This is a genomic window from Nitrospira sp. CR1.1, assembly GCA_014055465.1.
Classification (GTDB): Bacteria; Nitrospirota; Nitrospiria; order Nitrospirales; family Nitrospiraceae; genus Nitrospira_A.
Window position 1 is genome coordinate 408,642 of record WIAF01000003.1, and the last position, 16,511, is coordinate 425,152.

Here is a 16,511-nt window from a genome sequence, read left to right on the forward strand (position 1 = left end):
CTCACGGAGAGGTGCGTCGGCCGATCCGGCAACGGGAGCAGCACACACGGACGGTCATCCCCCTCGCGCATGCATTTCCAGGTGGGGATCTTCACGGAGCCGGTTGATTTCAATGAGGCGTTGTTCACGCAGCCCCAACACTTCCAGCGCCTTGCGTTCTTCCGCGCCTCGATCAGCCCGTCCCTCCCAGGCCGCGATGATCAGCGCTTTCAGTTCGTCCCGGGTGCGGCCCTGCCGGAGCGGCGCGCGGAGATCCAGGCCGTCCTTCGCATAGAGACAGAGGTACCACATGCCGTCCGCCGTCAACCGGCTGCGATCACAGGAACGACAGAATGGCGTGGTGGTCGAGGGAATGATGCCGAAGGTGGTCCCATCCGGCAACACAAACCGCTCTGCCGGTGCGACGCTATTCTCCACAACCGGTTGGACGTCGCCATAGTGGCGGCCGATCAGGTCCAGCATCTCCGCCCTCGACAGCACTTGCTTCATGGACCAATCCGTCGCGCCGCCGACATCCATATATTCGATGAACCGCACCTCACCGCCAACCGTTTTTCCGTACTCGATGAGGTCGATGAGTTCATCGTCGTTATAGCCCTTGATGACCACGGTGTCGAACTTCAGCGATGGAAACCCGGCTTGCACCACCGCCTTGATGCCGTCAAACACCTGGTGATGGAGATCCCGCTTGGTCAGGGTCCGGAATCGGTCGGCGCGGAGGGTGTCCAGGCTGATGGTCACGCGATTCAGTCCGGCAAACGAGAGATCCGCGGCCTGGTCTGCCATGAGGACGCCGTTGCTGGTGAGGGCAATCTCGGTGATTCGGCGATTTTCTGACAGCTGCCTGACAAATCTCGGCAGATCCCGCCGCAACAGCGGCTCCCCGCCCGTGAGACGAACCTTGTCCACGCCTAACTCGGTAAAAACCGCCGTGAGCTCGGCCATCTCCTCGAAGGTCAGAATGGTATCGCGCGGCAACCAGGCGTAATCATCTTCGGGCATACAATACTTGCACCGAAGGTTACAGCGGTCGGTCACGGAGAGGCGCAGGCTGCGGAGCGGACGCCCCAACCGGTCGTAGATCGTGGGAGCGGGTGTATCGAGCGCGCTGTGGTCCATAGTAACTCGAGGGCGAAGGCCCCTTCCCCTGTGGCCGGTCCGGAGTGGCTACGGGTGCTCCTCGACCCACACCTCTCCTTCGGGGGTGTGTTCGAGTTTCCAAATCGGCGTGATTTGCTTCAATTCGTCAATAGCCCATTTACAGGCCTGAAAGGCCTCGGCTCGATGCTCCGCGCCGGCGATAATCAACACAATGTTGTCGCCGATGCCGATCTCGCCGTACCGGTGCAGGATCAACAGTTCGATGATGCCAAAATCCTTCAGCGCGCGTTCGCGAATCTCACGCAATTTTTTCTGCGCCATGCCCTCGTAATGCTCGAAGGTGATGCCATCGACATCCTTGCCCTTCGAACGATCCCTGGCAGTCCCGAGAAAAATCGCAATGCCGCCGATGCGCTTGGAACGCGCGCGCACACGGCGGAGTTCTTCGTCGATCGAAAAATCTTCGCGCTGTACCCGCACCAGCATTGCGTCATCGCCGGTAACGGGCTGGTCGGCTTTCGTGACCTGTTCAAGACTCATCGATTATGTCCCTCCGGTTTGCCATGGGTTCTCTCAGGAAGGATGCTCAACAAGCCTGTCCGGCAAGGCCGCAGCACGCGCAGAGGCCGAGGGTACGATTTGGGTACGTCGAGCCGACGCGCAACGCGCGAACGCCGCTGGCAGGCTTGTTCACCATCCGTCACTCCCACCGGCAAACGGCGGTAATAAAGCAATTTCATCCCCATCCTGCACTTCAAGGTCCTCATGCGCAATATCCTGATTGACCGACACGAGGACTTTCTTCTTCTGCAGCAATTCGCCGATCTTCGGGTAGGCGGCCTCGATCACCGCCACCAAATCCTTCACACGCCGGCCATCGGGCAAGGCCAGCGAGAGGGCGCCTTGATTGCCCGCCAACATTTTTGTCATCCCGAACAGGCGCACCGTCACCATGGTACCGCTCCATTCTGATAGGCAACGGCCGCCCCTTACACGGGAACCGGGCGTTGATAGGTGCCGGATTTCCCGCCGGACTTGGTCAATAAACAGATCTCGCCGAAGCTCATCCCTCGATCCACCGCCTTGCACATATCATAGATCGTCAACGCGGCCACCGAGGCGGCCGTCATGGCTTCCATTTCGACGCCCGTCGGCCCCGTGGTCTTGGCCGTGGCCGTAATCAGAATCGAGCAGCGTCCCTCGCGATCCGGCTGAGTGATTTCTTGAAAGGAAATATCGACGCTCGTCAACATAATGGGATGGCACATGGGAATCAGATCCGGCGTCTTCTTCGCCCCCATCACACCCGCCACCTGGGCAACGGACAACACATCGCCCTTGGTGATCTTTCCTTGCTGAATCTTTTCAAGGGTTTCCGGCTGAAGAAACACGATGGCTTGCGCGGTGGCCAGTCGCTCAGTCGAGGCCTTGGCCCCGACATCGACCATCCGTGCCCGCCCTGATTCGTTGAAATGCGTAAACTCGGCCATTCTTTATGCCAAATCAGCTGGTTGTCGCATCAAAACCGCCGAATTATAGGAGCCGGTGAAAATGGGAGTCAAGCCACGTGCGGGGAACACCCCTCGGTAACCATGTGCCACGAGGTCACTCTTCTCCCAGGAGCCACCGCCCCGGTGCAATGCCGTCCGGGATCGAGTACAGTGGGCCACTGCTACACACTTGTGTCGGGGGGTGAAAGACGCATGTCGATGTTGAAACGCCCGGAATTGGAAAAAGATAACCCCGTGGCTCCCCAGATCTATGTCGGGCCGCGAAGAAAGCGGGCCATGGCGCGCGCGGCTTCGTTCGAGCCAAGGGGGGAGCAAGACGGAATCACAGCCAGGCTGCAACGGTTGGTAGAGGCGGCGGAGCAATTCGTACACAGCATGCCGCCGGTGCAGGAAACAGACAGGGAACGCACCGCGCTGCTGGAAGCGATTTCCCACGCCCAAGGCTGTCTATCGATTGAGGACGGCCATGTGACGCGCTCACGGCGGGCTTCAAAAAAACGCTAGCCCATAAACAACGGGGGCAGCCACCCGTGTGACTGCCCCCAATAGCAATACCGATCCGTTCACAATTCTCGAGGCCCGCGGGATGTTCAAAAATCCGGTCCAGCAAGGCCGCAACGAGGGAAGAGGTGAGCCCTACTCGTGCCGTACGTTGATCCTCTGAACGACGTGAGAACGAAGCTGGCGGGCTGTTTCAACATTCCGCTATGACACCTGCTGAATGGCTGACAAGAGCCACTTCCCCGCCCCGAACCGCATGAAGGTCCACACTTCCGTCGTTTCGACCGGCAGTTCAGCATTACCCTCGACGATGTACCCCGGTTCACCCGGCTGCTTCGCGAGAGAAATGGTGTAATCCCTGGCGCTCCAGCCAAGACTGACCGTGGCATACTGCGTCGCGCCTTCGCTCCAGGACTCGCGGACTTCCGCCCGTCCCAGGACCACCTCTTCCACACGATTCGCGACACCCTCGCTGGCCTGCTCGGCCAGACCGGTGCTGAAATAGTCCAACATTTCGGGTGTGACCAGTCGCCGCAAGCCCGCCAGATCCTGTTGGCTCCAGGCCGTTTGAATATCCGTCAGCGCCTGCTGAAACGCCGCCTTATCTGCCGGGGTGATCTCGTCTTCAACAGCGGCCGCCCCGAATCCTGCGCGCGACGATTCGGCCAGCAGCGAGCCGCTCGCGGCACTGGTTCGAGAAAGACCGGAAAAATTGGGCGCCGGCGTCCGCCGTGGTCGCATGTACCACCAGAGCGCCGCGCCGCCCATCACCATCAGCAGCAACATCATGCCACTGGAGCTGGAGCCTGAGCCGCCCGCCGCCTGCTCCCCTTCACCACCTTCAGTTGTGCGCGCGCTTGTGTCGGTCGCGCCAAAAATCATGTGTCCCAGCCACGTTCCCGCGAGACCACCGGCGATGCCGGCGAGGAGCGGATTGCGCTGAATCCATGACGGCTGCGCCGCAGGCGCCGGTCGGGATGCACTTGAGGGGTTGCCAGCCATCGAAGGCGGCGGGGCTGTCGAAGGCCTGGCCGTGGTGGATTGCTCAATCGGCTTGGCGCCATTGTCCTGGTACGTTCGCGATCCGCGACTGCCCATGCTCCCTGACGAACCACTGCTGCGCGATCCGCTGGAGAATCCTCCACCTGATCCCCCTCGCGCCTTCGCGAAAGAAATCGTCGGCACGCCGACCAACATCACCACGAGACATGCGGCTAGAAGCTTGGTTGTGTTCAAGTTGATATCCTTTCGCCAAACGATCAAGTCATTTCCATGCTGACTACTCCATCATCCTAGCAGGCTGGAACGGAGAACACCAACCGGTCAGCCAGTCCCACGACGCGAAGGCATGACGCGTGGCGTTCCGGTAAGGTAGCCTACACGCATGGCATGCAGTCAAGAGCAGTGAGCCGCGCTGCGACATTCCCAGAGAAAGGTGACGTCGTGAAACCAGGGTATCGCCTGATCGTGGTGGATAAAGATGGGGTGCTGGTCTCAGAATTTCAACTGACCGAGCAGGCGCTCGCTAGGCCCGAAGCCTTCGTGGCCGCGCTCAAGGACTCCATCGAGGAGATCGAGAACGCGGAACCGTGAAGGCTAAGGCTGCATGATCATCTGACGATACTAACCTCGATCATTCTCTCGAACGCTCCATAAATCTCTGTGCTACCTGGTCTGGCTCCCGGTGGCTATATTAAAGTGCTTCCCACCAGCGTGAGGAACACGTGTGTCCTCCATGTACGGAATGACCCGCCAACCGGTTCATCCCCACTCGCGCGGGGAACACTAAAAAAACTCGTACGCTATCACCCCGAACTACGGTTCATCCCCACTCGCGCGGGGAACACAAGAGCGGCACCGGCAAAACCACGCCGATTGTCCGGTTCATCCCCACTCGCGCGGGGAACACAATTACATAGGGCGATACAAGAAAAAGAAAGCCGGTTCATCCCCACTCGCGCGGGGAACACATTCACCGCCTGCACCACAAGAATCTGGATCTCGGTTCATCCCCACTCGCGCGGGGAACACTCGTTCACGGCTCTCGCCTATACGTTCACGTACGGTTCATCCCCACTCGCGCGGGGAACACGGTTTTATCGAACACGATCTTGACGACATCCACGGTTCATCCCCACTCGCGCGGGGAACACGTTAACGGGCAGATCCCGCACTATGACCCGGCGGTTCATCCCCACTCGCGCGGGGAACACAGACAAGCGATGAGTTATCGCAATTCGAAACTCGGTTCATCCCCACTCGCGCGGGGAACACAAGGCCAAACCGAGAAGTGGTTAGGTGAGCATCGGTTCATCCCCACTCGCGCGGGGAACACTGGTGCCTGTTTACCGTGGAACGTTACGCGGGCGGTTCATCCCCACTCGCGCGGGGAACACTAAATTCCCTGGCGCTTGGCCATGCACGATCTCGGTTCATCCCCACTCGCGCGGGGAACACGCATATTCGCCGACTGGAATCCCGCCAAATCACGGTTCATCCCCACTCGCGCGGGGAACACGGATAATAATCGTTGCATACTCCACCGTTCGCCGGTTCATCCCCACTCGCGCGGGGAACACTCAGCGAACCCAAGCACCATCTCCCGAAAATCCGGTTCATCCCCACTCGCGCGGGGAACACAAATCCACGGTGTACTCGACTTCCCCGGTTTCCGGTTCATCCCCACTCGCGCGGGGAACACCAATCGCGAGCGCGCATCGAAGAGAACCGCGGCGGTTCATCCCCACTCGCGCGGGGAACACGTTCCATCCCCGCGACTTCAGTCCGAACGGGTCGGTTCATCCCCACTCGCGCGGGGAACACGGCAATGCGAATGGCTCCCGCGTAATCAGTGTCGGTTCATCCCCACTCGCGCGGGGAACACCTGGCCGTTGACCCGGGCAGTGAGTCGTGACACGGTTCATCCCCACTCGCGCGGGGAACACGGCCAGGACGCGAACGAGGTCCTAGAGGAAGTCGGTTCATCCCCACTCGCGCGGGGAACACGTACATACAAAGGCTCTCACGCGCACTCGCGTCGGTTCATCCCCACTCGCGCGGGGAACACCCTCGCACTGTTGCCCTATGAGGGAGAATATTAGGTTCATCCCCACTCGCGCGGGGAACACGTGGCCCCCAATTCGCCGAGGTACTGTTCGAACGGTTCATCCCCACTCGCGCGGGGAACACTACGCCGAGATAACCTGTGGTGGTTGCGCGATCGGTTCATCCCCACTCGCGCGGGGAACACATATGCAGAACTGGACAGAGAAAATACGGCAGCGGTTCATCCCCACTCGCGCGGGGAACACGCAATGTGCCCCTTGTCCGGGCGGTGTCGATTCGGTTCATCCCCACTCGCGCGGGGAACACGAGACGGTCAGCAGCTGGCGCGTCTGCAGATCCGGTTCATCCCCACTCGCGCGGGGAACACGTCAAGGACATATTTTTGACGCGTCAATAATCCGGTTCATCCCCACTCGCGCGGGGAACACATTCGAGACGCCTACGGGGTGCATCAGTACTACGGTTCATCCCCACTCGCGCGGGGAACACGGCAATGTTGCGGGAAAGGTGCTGAATCATGACGGTTCATCCCCACTCGCGCGGGGAACACGCCAGCAACAGGGCGCATAATAGTAACGCCACCGGTTCATCCCCACTCGCGCGGGGAACACCACCACGGCCGCAAGGTCATCCGTCACGATGCCGGTTCATCCCCACTCGCGCGGGGAACACAACGCGGAGATCATAGAAGGCCCGCTCCAAGACGGTTCATCCCCACTCGCGCGGGGAACACCCCATCATGATCGTGGTGATTTGATCCCAGGTCGGTTCATCCCCACTCGCGCGGGGAACACTTAAAAGCACAGAAGCCTGAAGAAAGGCGTCTCGGTTCATCCCCACTCGCGCGGGGAACACATCGTCTGCCCCGGCGTCACGAAGAGTACAGCCGGTTCATCCCCACTCGCGCGGGGAACACAAGGTCCAACCGTCTCAGTTCGCCATCGACGACGGTTCATCCCCACTCGCGCGGGGAACACTGGTGCCTGTTTACCGTGGAACGTTACGCGGGCGGTTCATCCCCACTCGCGCGGGGAACACACGGCTCCGGCGTTGCTGCCCGCTGACTGGCCCGGTTCATCCCCACTCGCGCGGGGAACACGGGAGGATTGCATGCGAGGACTCACCCGCCTACGGTTCATCCCCACTCGCGCGGGGAACACGACTAACGATTAGCCCACAGGAGGAACTATGGCGGTTCATCCCCACTCGCGCGGGGAACACTATATCCAGCCGGCCAAGTTTTTGGTGGGTGGCGGTTCATCCCCACTCGCGCGGGGAACACACTTCCTTCATCACATTGATCTACCAGGACAAATCATTGCCCATAAATTCTACCGACTAACTTCGCGGCAAGACCCCCAGTTACGATGACGGAGGGTTCTGAATACCGGGGTCGCTTTCAGGGAGAAAACTCACCAGCTTCGCACCATCAATTTCAACAGGAATTCGCCGGTTAATTCCCAACGTGACGAAGTCGAATCCCGCTTCGCTATTCGTACGCCAAGCCATGACGGCATTCCCCTCCCCGATGCCGGTTTCAACTTGGCTCCAAATATGATCCCGCACTTTTATCGAATAGTTGCCGACATAGACTCCGGCCCGGATCTCTAATAACCAGACTGCGAGCCGTCCACGGAGTCGAGGTGGCGCATTTTCAAGTACGATGACCAGCATCACCGATATTCTCCTGATTGGGGATGGCTGGAGGCACTTGCTCTTCAAACGGAGCAGGACGCGGGATTTCTCCCGCCGCCAGCATCTCCTCAATGCCGGGAATGATGCGTTCCAGCAGCTTGGTCTGGCGGAAGCTGTCGCGACAGGCCAAGCGCACTTGCTGCTCGGCATTCAGCGGATTCTTGGCGGCAATCCGAAAGGCCAACGGCACGACCGTTTCAAATTTATAGATGTCGGCCACATCGTAGACGAACGACAGCGGCTTCCCCGTGTGAATAAATCCAATCGCCGGAGCATAACCCGCTGCCAGTACCGCCGCTTCTGTCACACCGTACAGACAGGCCGTGGCAGCCGAAAGACAGCGATTCGCGATGTCGCCCTGATCCCAATCATCCACATCATAGTTCCGCGCTTTCCATTGGACACCCACTTGCGCCGCTACACGCTTGTAGGTTTCACGCACCCGAGCGCCTTCGATGCCGCGCAACTGTTCAACAGAACGACGCTGAGGTGGTTCCTCGCCGAACCTGAGTGCATACATCTTGCGCACGACTTTCAGCCGCAATTCATCATCCAGCGCCAACTTGGCTTGGTACAGGAGGCGATCGGCGCGCGCGCCGCCGGGCTGTCCGGCCGAGTACAGCCTCACACCCGCCTCCCCGATCCATACCAATAGGGTTCCGACGCGGGCTGCCAAGGCACAGGCCGCGTGAGAGACCCGCGTGCCCGGCTCCAGCATCAAACACACCACGCCCCCGACAGGAATATGCGTCCGCACCCCGTTCTTATCCACCACCACAAAGGCGCCGTCCAAGACATCAAGGTGGCCGTACTCGATGTAGAGGACGGACAGCCGTTCCTTGATAGGAATGGGTTTCAGCGGGGGCAGAATGTCAGCCATGCTGGGACTCCAACTTTCTTCGCCTCAAGGTAGCGGCGCCACGGACAGGAGCCCAAGTCCCAACGCTTTGCCATGTCCGATACCTGCCTGCAGCACTTTCACAAATGCATCCGCGTCGGTGACTGTGATCACACCATCATACAAGACCGAGAATATGCGGATACTGTTTCCGTGATGCTGTCGGCCACTCAGCATCCGTTCTTGAGAAACCCGTACATCAGCCCGCTCTTGCCCTGTTTCCGAAGAATCGAAGGAGTACGGTTGTGGAAGCACAAACCCATGCGATTGCCCTTTTCGCTGAATCCAGCGTTCCTGCTCCAGGAGCTGAAGCAACCCGAGCCGCTTACCATTTCGAGTAACGCACGGATTCGCCCGCAACCTAAATCGAAAGCGCTGGCCGACAGTGAGTGCGTCGAGCTTTAGGCGGCTCTTCAGATCAATGGGGGGGTCAGCATGGGACAGCCAACCTTTTACGCCAATGCCATCCCAGTCTGGAATCGTGCGGCTTTGGACAAGCACGCGCGGGCATCCATCGGACCCGGTTTCCGGCTCAAGTCGCCACAGAATTTCTCCTTCGGGACATTTTTGGTCTGGTGGACTGAATGCTCGGCACAAGGTCGCATGTAGCTGATAGGGGTCAGCCAAATCACGTCTGGCCTCACGGCAGCGTGGGTCAAGGTGGATTCTATGGAGAAACATGAGTCACCTCTTTCGGAAAAGGGATCCATTCCGAGCACACAAACCGAGCGCCGAATTGCCGTTCAGCAAAGGAGGACAGCAGCTGGTCCATTTTGAGGACACCAGAGCCATCCCCGGATTCCAGGGAGATCAATAGTTTCTCAGGAAGCGCTTCCCATTTCCGTGGTGTAGCAATCCACGGCCACCGTGCGAAAGCCTCGCTCAGCGGAGCATCCTGCACTCCATGCTCCATCCAGATCGGCTCGGAAGGCACATAGGATTTCCGCCCCAGAGCCAGCGGCCAGACAGGATCACGCAACGCAGCGTGAACTCTCTCTAGAAGCGCACGGTCATTACCAGCCAACCCAACTAGGAATGCGGCATCCGCAAGGTAAAACCGATGAGAGACGACTCCATCCTTGGACTGAGTTCCATCCGCCTTGATGATAGAGTCATTTCCAGCGCATCCCGCTGTCTGGTACTCTCGCTTAGGAACTCCAGGCCGGTCGTGACGAACCCCCATCGACAAATGAGTGAGCGGCTGAAGATCGTCCCAGTTCTCACGGTCAATTCCCATCGCAGCAGCGAGTAAACCCACGACACCAGACTTGCTAGGTTCCTTCCCAGTATCACGCTGGTCAAAACGGCTGGTGGTCCCCCACGACTGCATGGGGCCGACCAGTCGAAGCAACAGGGTGGGCATGATTTACTCCTTCACGGCAGCGAGACTTTTCTCCAGCAATTCCTTCAAGCTGTTCACCGAGGTTCCAAAGCCATCGAGTTTGGTCTCCGTGAGATTCAATACAAAGGTCTGTCCGTCACCGCCATACACAGCTCTGAGCTTCTTTGATTTATCGACCAGCTTCTCTGCGGACACCTTGGTAAGTGATTCATCCTTGCGAACACGAAGGGCTGTTTCAAAGGCATTGGCAAGATTAGACGGCGCCGTATTGCGACGAATGGACACCGCCACAAACTCAGGCTGATTGTGTGCTGCAAAGGTGTTTTGTTTGCCGGTCGGTTCGGCAACAACGAAACCTTCCAGAAATGCCTTCAACCCTTTCTCCGCAAGCTCTGCGTCACTTTGCAGATTGTCGTTTAGTTTCTCCCAATCGACCACGGCATAGCGATAAAAACAGGCCGAGTTGAACTCAACAGTTCCCATCATATCTGCGCCAGCCGTGTCCTCCGGCTTCAAATCATCCACGGCCGTATAAAAATCGAACTCCCGCTCGACCGCATGGGTCGAAATCGCGTGGGCCACTTGGCAGGCAGCGTGCTGATTCTTCTCCGGCATATCTGCAAGCATGCGCCCAAAGAGCGCCACATCAAGGGCCTGGCCGCCATCAAATACTTTGTCGAGCGCCTTCTTGAGTTCAGGATCAGCGCCTTGAGCAGCTTGCTTCTTAGCTTTTCCGGCCTTCTTGCCCTCTACAGGAGATGCATTGGTTGCACTAATGGACTTCCATTTCTCATGGATGATTTCGGCAATGCTGGAGATTTCTCGCTCTCCTAAAAACACCAGATACTCGCTTTTTCCATCCTCCTTGATAGAGAGCTCCATTGCGGCTAGGGCCTGGCGTGTTTTCTCGTCAGCCTCGGCTTCATTATGTCCTTTCTCGACAAGAGATTTGATTATTCGCTCCAGGATACGTTTTGTACGGTGGGCCAGATCATCTGAGACCAGAGCCCCATTCTCGACCAATCCTTTGAAGTGTTGACGCACCGCTCGCTTCAGACACTGGCTGGAGACGCGTGCACGGCGACTGCCACCAAACCAAGCATCTTTGGGAGCGCCGGTATCATCGCGGTTCAAATTTGAGGGAGCAAAATTTTGCAGCGCGTGAATCTCGACCAAGGTCTTCATGCTGGTAGTTCCTCCTGACTAATAGGTTGTGCTTCTGTGTTATCGTTCAAGGTTCGATAGAAATCTTGTGCCCAGGCATTCTGGGTTCGCTTTTGTTCATCGTTCCAACACAGAAGACCGGTTAGAAGCGCATCAAAATCTATGGACTGTTCTTTAAGCAGCGCCATCATCTGACGCAGATGGTGTGGCAGCTGATCGCCGTCGGAATCAAGCAGTGTGATAAAGCGTCGTTCTACGCTGGTGGACCCACTAGCCGCCTGGTAAGCCGCGCAGGCCGTTCCAACAGTCGTTCCGCCATCCAGCCGTCCTTCTCGTAAGTGGGCTGCCCAAAGACCTGCGACCAGGTAGTACATCTCTCTCCGCCATGAATTACTTTCGGCCTTTATAAACGGCTCAACATAAGGATAGGCAGGCACGAAAGTCCCCGGATCAAACGCCAAGCTACGCCGTAGCACGGCTCGAACTTTGGTGTCCTTTTTGTTCAGACCCTCCAACCACTCGATGAATCTGCTCATGCTCCCTCCATTACCGGTGTTTGAGGATTTCCTCGTCGAGTTCTCTTAGTTTGGCTCGTATAGGCCCTTCGGCTTTTACTAGCGCCCGTATGGCCCATGCATCGCCCATAGACACCGAAGCGCGATGCTGACCCCAGGATTGGGCCACGGCATCTCGCACTGACCTGAGCCACTGACAAAGAATTTCATCAGGTTCTCGGTTGAGCTTGTATTCTTGAAGCATCTCGTGGAAGCGTGATTCCAAAACAGACCAATACCAAGAGTGGATGGGCATCTGTTGCACAATGCTTTGAATGTCTTTCTTGTCAGGTAGCCTGTTGCCACGGCTCAACACATCCCGGGCAAAATTCCTTGACGCTATCCACAAAGCCTTCTGGGATTCCTCTGCCCATAGAAGGAGCGTTTTAATGTCATGTCGGATGGTCTTGTTAGATCCTATGGCTAAGGGAAGGATAAATTGTTCCATCCGCCAAAAATCTACGTTTGCATTGGGGGGCGTGTATCGCAACCCAAGCACGAACACTGTTTTCGGAAACCCATCAGGGTTTGGGCCTGCTAGACGAAGAGCGTGCTGGATCGTTTGAGGCGCTAAACCGATCTCATCAGGCAGTAGTGAATCAAAATCCCGCCAAGTTCCTCTATCGGTTCTAAATTGGACCGGCAACTTTCCATGCTCTTTATCGACCTTATAGGGTTGCATTGGATCTGGCTGCCTAGATGGATTATCAAATCCTAGTCCCGCAACAAACCTCACTGATGCCACCCTGCCTGATGGCAGTTCTTCTAGCAAAATGAGACGAGGTTGCCACGAATAGAGATCCGCGTATCCCATGGATGGCCGTTTCGGCCTGGCCAATGGAAGAGGCTCAGGATTGCGCTCCCAGAGAGCTGAGTCTGCCATCTGGACTTCTCGATTTGGATATGGAATGAGCGCATAGCAAAGTGTGTCATGGAGAGTTGATCCAAGAGGGATACACAACATTGCATTGGGTGACGGGGACGGGTAATAGCCTCTTCCTCCGGAAATTGAGAAACCCATGGTAGTAATCAGCCACCGGCCGCACTCCTCAGGCTCTCGTGAACCTGGGCGATTCGTATCTGTGTGATCAAACAATACCTTGTTAGATGTCGCATTAAATTCGACCGTGAGTTTCGTCCAAGGCTCAATCTCATCTTTAGAGACATGATGGTTTTGTCCAAACGGATACTTCTCATCGAACAGCCAAAACCGTTCACGCCATTTGTTTAGATACGCCGTGATTTTCTCCTTCGGTAGACCATCCTTAAACAACTTTTTGGCTTGATCAATATCGGTTGGCCCCTCAAGTGCACGGTACAGGACGGCGAGCAAGAATCGGTGCAGACCAGCCACAACCAGCGGTGATTGATGTTCGATGGCCGCAATCTCCTTGGCTCGGAGCAGAGCATCTTGGATGCCCAGTTCCACACTGTTTCCATCGAGAAATCGAACGGGAATCCATTTCTCATCAATCAGATTGAATCGGCTCATGCGCTCTCCTTCGGCTCATACACCAGTCCTACGTCGTTATCGAGTCGTACATTAGCATCCTCAATCCATCGTCCATCCGCGTTCAATTGCAGTGGGAAACAGTTGCGCAAGAGCGGCGACTCCTTCCAGCCTTCCGGCATTCCCACCTTTCTCAGTTTTTGAACTACACCATTGCGTGCGAGACTCAAGGCTCGTAGGAACCACATTTTGGATCGGTCGAAATCTGGGGTGATTTTGAGGTCGAAGCTGTCCTCTTCCCATAGGGGAATCACAACAACCGAATCTTCACCCAGCCTGGTCTGGGCCATGAGGGTTCGATGCACGCCAGGTTCATCTTCGTCGTAGAGTACAAATCGCGCAGGATCATTCCATGACGCGTCATCGGGAAAGCCTATGATGGCCTGATTCGCCTGCCCTGTATGAGCGATTGTCTTTCCATCACTGGTCATCAAGGCTTTGTCCAATCGCTCCTGCGTTAACTCCGGCACATCTACCTTCTCTTCGTAGACAGCTTCCACAAGATGATCGATCTCATCCGGAAGCGTGATTAGCTGCTTCCCTCTCATAAGACTCCACGTACGCAACAGAACATCTTCGCGATAGACCGCGCCCCACCAGAGAGGCTTTCCGAAGGAGGGTGGCTCACTGCCGGTTAACCCAGCGACCAGAAAGGTGGGTTCTGAGACTGGCCGATTTGGTCGCGCATGCCTCCACAAACGCCCAGCCCGCTGCAACAGGAGATCGATCGGTGCAAGGTCGGTCGCAATGACATCAAAATCCAAATCCAGGCTTTGTTCTGCGACCTGGGTAGCAATAAGGATTTTCCTGCCACTTCGAGCCCCCAGCCTCCCAAAAGACTCCAAAGCCTGTTCTTCTCGCTGTTGTCGTCTGTCTGCCGGGAAGCGTGCATGAAAGAGAATCACTTCTGTGCCGTCCAAGAGACGTTTGCCAGTACGCTGACCTTCGCGCATCAGCAGCTCACCGTCCGGAAATAGCCGATAGAGGTCCTGGGCTCGCTGTACTGTGTTGAGCAACGCCAAGCCCATCCCGCCCCGAGTAAGACGTGTTTCTAGCTCGATATGCATGGCGGACAAGTCTGGGTCGATGGCCTCTAGGCGCACCGCCTGCCGACGGGCTGGATCAGCCCGAAAGGACTTCTGCTGTACTTTGTGTCCTTGCTGAAAAACCGACAGTCGAGGGTATTCCGCCTCTTGCTCAGGCAACTTGCTAGTTACAACTGTCGCCAGCTTACGGCGAATGGATGGAGGTAGAGTGGCGGACAGAAGAATTATCGATGATCCTAGTGCAAGGAGCCAGCGAAGGAGATGGAGAAGCAATGTGCCGGTATAGGCGTCATAGGCATGGATTTCATCAAAGACAACGACCCTATTTGCAAGGCCCCAGAGACGCACGAAGTTGTGCCGAACCGGAAGAATCGGCAACAGCGCTTGGTCCACCGTCCCGACGCCATACTCAGACAGTAGTGCCCGCTTCTTGTTCGTGAACCATTCTCCGGCTCGAACTTGCCCCTCCTTCTCGTCCCATATGCCGGACGGCTTCAATTGTTGGAATGCTTCATTGAGTAATGTCCCGCCATGCACGAGCTGAAAATCAAGCTGCCGGCTCATTCCTTGACCATTTAGAAACTTCAGGGTTCGTTCAAACATGGCATTGCCAGTCGCCTTGGTCGGTAGGGCGATGTACAGCCCTCGATGCCCGAACCGGCGCTGAAGTTCTAGATGAGCAAAAAAGGCAGCTTCCGTCTTGCCTTCGCCCATCGGGGCCTCAAGCAACAGAATAGCGGGGGGCTTTAACTCGGTGAGCGCTTCGGCAACCGCCTGCTGTAAGGGACGTGGCGCGAAGCCAAATACATCCTGGAAGGATTGTGGTTTTGAAGCCAATGGGCATTTAGGTTCCCATCCGATTGCATTCAAGGCTTGCTCGGCACAGACTCTCCTCTCTTCAAACCAAGATTCCAGGTTGTCACAATCGGCAGGGCTTCCAAATGCAAACCACTCTTCATTCGAACCGATCCAATCGGCAAAACTGGTAAGTCCCGCCAGCAACATAAAGTCGGGACCGGAAAGGCTTTCTTTCATTGGGATGAATGTTGGCTTCAGGACTTCTATGAGCGCGTTTACAATTTCATGCCGCGCTTTAGTCCACCCATCTTTTCCAATGGCATGCCTGTCTCCACTCAAACGGTCAAGGGTGCTTGGGGACGCCCGTTCTCCATGATGACACCCAACCGCATCGGCTACTAACTCCGATAACTCGTGTGGCCACCCTTGTTCCTGAAGCCACCCTGACAACGCAATCTGGCTGACAAACGCATGGTTGATGTCAGTGTTTGGGCTTTTCCCTGCATCCAGTCCAGATAGGTTTCTCCATTTACATTGAAAACCCGGACACGCCTTCCCCAAGTCATGGCAGGCAATCAAAAACAACAACCACGGTCTGGCTTGCTCCCAATTCAGCCCCAAGACTGCCGCCATTCTTGCGCGAGTCGATTCAGGCTCACGGGCCAGAACTACCTCAGCACTTGCCGCTACATCCAACATGTGAAGAGGAAGAGGATGCCACCCACTCTCATCAGTCTTTGAAGATTTTGCCCAGAAATGTGTCAGCGCTTTGTCCATAGCTAATTGCCAGAATTGCATCACTCAGCAGAGATGTTCTCCCACAGCCCCGTGAGGTCTCCCTCAGAAAGTTCCGGCAACGTGCGACAGGCGTGAAAGTTTCGCATGCCCTTCTCGTCCAGCAGCGGTGGTACACGTGTCGTCTGTTTCGGTTTCGGCTTCGACTCTGCTGCGGCACTTGTTGTGATCGATTTCGAAATGCCGACGAGTATCACGGCAACTGCCGCGTTACAGAGGCGGCGCCGGTTGATGCCGTCTGCGTGCATGGTTCTCCTCCTGCTGTGAATGGGCGGCGATCCACTACCCAGCTTGTGTCTGCGGGAAAACGCCGCCGCACTGTAGCAAGAACCGCGACGCTCGTCTCGTGCAAAGTCCGTCATTTCATCCTAGATAAATGCCTAGGGGCCCCTCATCTAGTGAAGCGTCTCTCGTCTTGCAGGCAGATGTTCAATTGAACATTGAGAACTGAGCATTGAACATTTCGGGGAGGCCCGAACGACGCTTCACGACCTCCCCCCTCGTACCCTCGGCCATACGCTATCAGCTCT

Annotated in this window: 15 protein-coding genes and 1 CRISPR repeat array; of the genes, 1 reads left to right on the plus strand and 14 read right to left on the minus strand. The window is 56.8% G+C overall.

The window, feature by feature from the left end:
• Positions 1-54: 54 nt before the first annotated feature.
• From moaA to moaC, 4 genes are all read right to left on the minus strand, one after another.
• Positions 55-1,119, minus strand: coding sequence for a GTP 3',8-cyclase MoaA (gene moaA, locus GDA65_08620; protein MBA5862756.1), 1,065 nt, complete (start codon positions 1,117-1,119; stop codon positions 55-57).
• Positions 1,120-1,167: 48 nt separating this feature from the next.
• On the minus strand, positions 1,168-1,641 hold the full coding sequence (locus tag GDA65_08625) for a molybdenum cofactor biosynthesis protein MoaE (GenBank protein MBA5862757.1): 474 nt from the start codon (positions 1,639-1,641) through the stop codon (positions 1,168-1,170).
• Between the two features lie 150 nt (positions 1,642-1,791).
• Positions 1,792-2,055, minus strand: coding sequence for a molybdopterin synthase sulfur carrier subunit (locus tag GDA65_08630; protein ID MBA5862758.1), 264 nt, complete (start codon positions 2,053-2,055; stop codon positions 1,792-1,794).
• 35 nt (positions 2,056-2,090) lie between these two features.
• Positions 2,091-2,591: a cyclic pyranopterin monophosphate synthase MoaC gene (moaC, locus tag GDA65_08635; protein MBA5862759.1), complete on the minus strand. Its 501-nt coding sequence runs from the start codon at positions 2,589-2,591 to the stop codon at positions 2,091-2,093.
• 213 nt (positions 2,592-2,804) lie between these two features.
• On the opposite strand from moaC, the gene GDA65_08640 reads away from it, so the two are divergent.
• Complete coding sequence (locus GDA65_08640) at positions 2,805-3,116, plus strand: hypothetical protein (GenBank protein MBA5862760.1); 312 nt, start codon at positions 2,805-2,807, stop codon at positions 3,114-3,116.
• Between the two features lie 201 nt (positions 3,117-3,317).
• Here the strand turns inward: GDA65_08640 and GDA65_08645 are convergent, their stop codons facing one another.
• The 10 genes from GDA65_08645 to GDA65_08690 form a co-directional block, all read right to left on the minus strand.
• Positions 3,318-4,349: a hypothetical protein gene (locus tag GDA65_08645; protein ID MBA5862761.1), complete on the minus strand. Its 1,032-nt coding sequence runs from the start codon at positions 4,347-4,349 to the stop codon at positions 3,318-3,320.
• Positions 4,350-4,870: 521 nt separating this feature from the next.
• Positions 4,871-7,461: direct repeats of the CRISPR family, unit length 29 nt; unit sequence CGGTTCATCCCCACTCGCGCGGGGAACAC.
• Positions 7,462-7,541: 80 nt separating this feature from the next.
• On the minus strand, positions 7,542-7,853 hold the full coding sequence (locus tag GDA65_08650; protein MBA5862762.1) for a type I-E CRISPR-associated endoribonuclease Cas2: 312 nt from the start codon (positions 7,851-7,853) through the stop codon (positions 7,542-7,544).
• Positions 7,834-8,754 (minus strand): type I-E CRISPR-associated endonuclease Cas1, encoded by a 921-nt coding sequence (gene cas1e / locus GDA65_08655; protein ID MBA5862763.1) that lies wholly within the window; start codon positions 8,752-8,754, stop codon positions 7,834-7,836. Before cas1e ends, GDA65_08650 begins: the two co-directional genes overlap by 20 nt.
• 24 nt (positions 8,755-8,778) lie before the next feature.
• A complete protein-coding gene (gene cas6e, locus GDA65_08660; protein ID MBA5862764.1) occupies positions 8,779-9,453 on the minus strand; it encodes a type I-E CRISPR-associated protein Cas6/Cse3/CasE in 675 nt (224 codons plus the stop codon).
• Positions 9,440-10,135 (minus strand): type I-E CRISPR-associated protein Cas5/CasD, encoded by a 696-nt coding sequence (cas5e, locus tag GDA65_08665; GenBank protein ID MBA5862765.1) that lies wholly within the window; start codon positions 10,133-10,135, stop codon positions 9,440-9,442. Before cas5e ends, cas6e begins: the two co-directional genes overlap by 14 nt.
• A 3-nt stretch (positions 10,136-10,138) precedes the next feature.
• The gene (gene cas7e / locus GDA65_08670) at positions 10,139-11,299 is read right to left on the minus strand and encodes a type I-E CRISPR-associated protein Cas7/Cse4/CasC (GenBank protein MBA5862766.1); all 1,161 of its coding nucleotides are present in this window, start codon (positions 11,297-11,299) and stop codon (positions 10,139-10,141) included.
• On the minus strand, positions 11,296-11,814 hold the full coding sequence (gene casB, locus GDA65_08675) for a type I-E CRISPR-associated protein Cse2/CasB (protein MBA5862767.1): 519 nt from the start codon (positions 11,812-11,814) through the stop codon (positions 11,296-11,298). Before casB ends, cas7e begins: the two co-directional genes overlap by 4 nt.
• Positions 11,815-11,824: 10 nt before the next feature.
• The gene (gene casA / locus GDA65_08680; GenBank protein ID MBA5862768.1) at positions 11,825-13,324 is read right to left on the minus strand and encodes a type I-E CRISPR-associated protein Cse1/CasA; all 1,500 of its coding nucleotides are present in this window, start codon (positions 13,322-13,324) and stop codon (positions 11,825-11,827) included.
• Positions 13,321-15,963: a CRISPR-associated helicase Cas3' gene (gene cas3 / locus GDA65_08685; protein MBA5862769.1), complete on the minus strand. Its 2,643-nt coding sequence runs from the start codon at positions 15,961-15,963 to the stop codon at positions 13,321-13,323. Before cas3 ends, casA begins: the two co-directional genes overlap by 4 nt.
• A gap of 20 nt (positions 15,964-15,983) precedes the next feature.
• Positions 15,984-16,229, minus strand: a complete 246-nt coding sequence (locus GDA65_08690) for a hypothetical protein (GenBank protein MBA5862770.1) — start codon at positions 16,227-16,229, stop codon at positions 15,984-15,986.
• Positions 16,230-16,511: the final 282 nt, after the last annotated feature.